The organism is Aurantimonas sp. A2-1-M11 (assembly GCF_036549475.1).
Classification (GTDB): Bacteria; Pseudomonadota; Alphaproteobacteria; order Rhizobiales; family Rhizobiaceae; genus Aurantimonas.
Genome location: NZ_JAZHLI010000217.1, coordinates 1 through 726 on the forward strand (window position 1 = coordinate 1; position 726 = coordinate 726).

General features: G+C 66.7%; 1 protein-coding gene. It reads right to left on the bottom strand.

What is annotated here, in order from left to right; all coding sequences use genetic code 11:
* Nucleotides 1-710 (bottom strand): fatty acid desaturase (locus tag VQ042_RS25760; protein WP_331823075.1); only part of this gene is annotated, 710 nt, incomplete at its 3' end.
* Nucleotides 711-726: the final 16 nt, after the last annotated feature.

Genomic DNA, 726 nt, shown 5'->3' on the forward strand with positions numbered 1-726 from the left:
ACGTAGAACAGCCAGACGCCGGCGGTTGCCGCCATCAGCGTGATCGGCAGCTGCACCGCCAGGAAGGGCACCAGGCCCATCACCCAGATCAGCAGCGCCGCCGGGATGGCGATGCCCAGATTGGTGGCCAGCGTCGAGGTCCAGGGCTGCACGCCGGCCCGCATCAGGCCGATCGGCAGGCGGTACTGGCAGATGAACAGCCATGCGGGGCCGAAACCGAACATCACCGCCGGATGGCGATACAGACGGTAGCGGATGCGGCCCCATTTCGACAGGGCCTGGTATTCGGCGACGGTCAGCGTGTCGACGTCGCCGATGCCGCGCTGGTCGAGATTGCCGGTCGTGGCATGGTGCACGGCATGGGTGCGTCGCCAGTAATCGTAGGGTGTGAAGGTGACGATGCCGATGAAGCGGCCGGTCCAGTCGTTGACGCCGCGGCGGGCGAACAGGGCGCCATGACCGCAATCGTGCTGCAGCATGAACAGGCGCACCAGGAATCCGGCGGTCGGCACCGTGAGGATCAGACCCCACCAGTGTCCGTTGGTCACGAGAACGGCGGTGAGCGCCCAGAGCGCGACGAAGGGGACCGCCGTGATAACGATCTCGATGACGCTGCGCTTCGTGCTCGGCGTGCGATACGGCGCGAGCGCGCGGGACCAGGATTTCGTCTGTGCGTCGGCGGCGGCGCCGACTGTGTCGATGGTGGTCACGAGGTTTCCAAGCTGA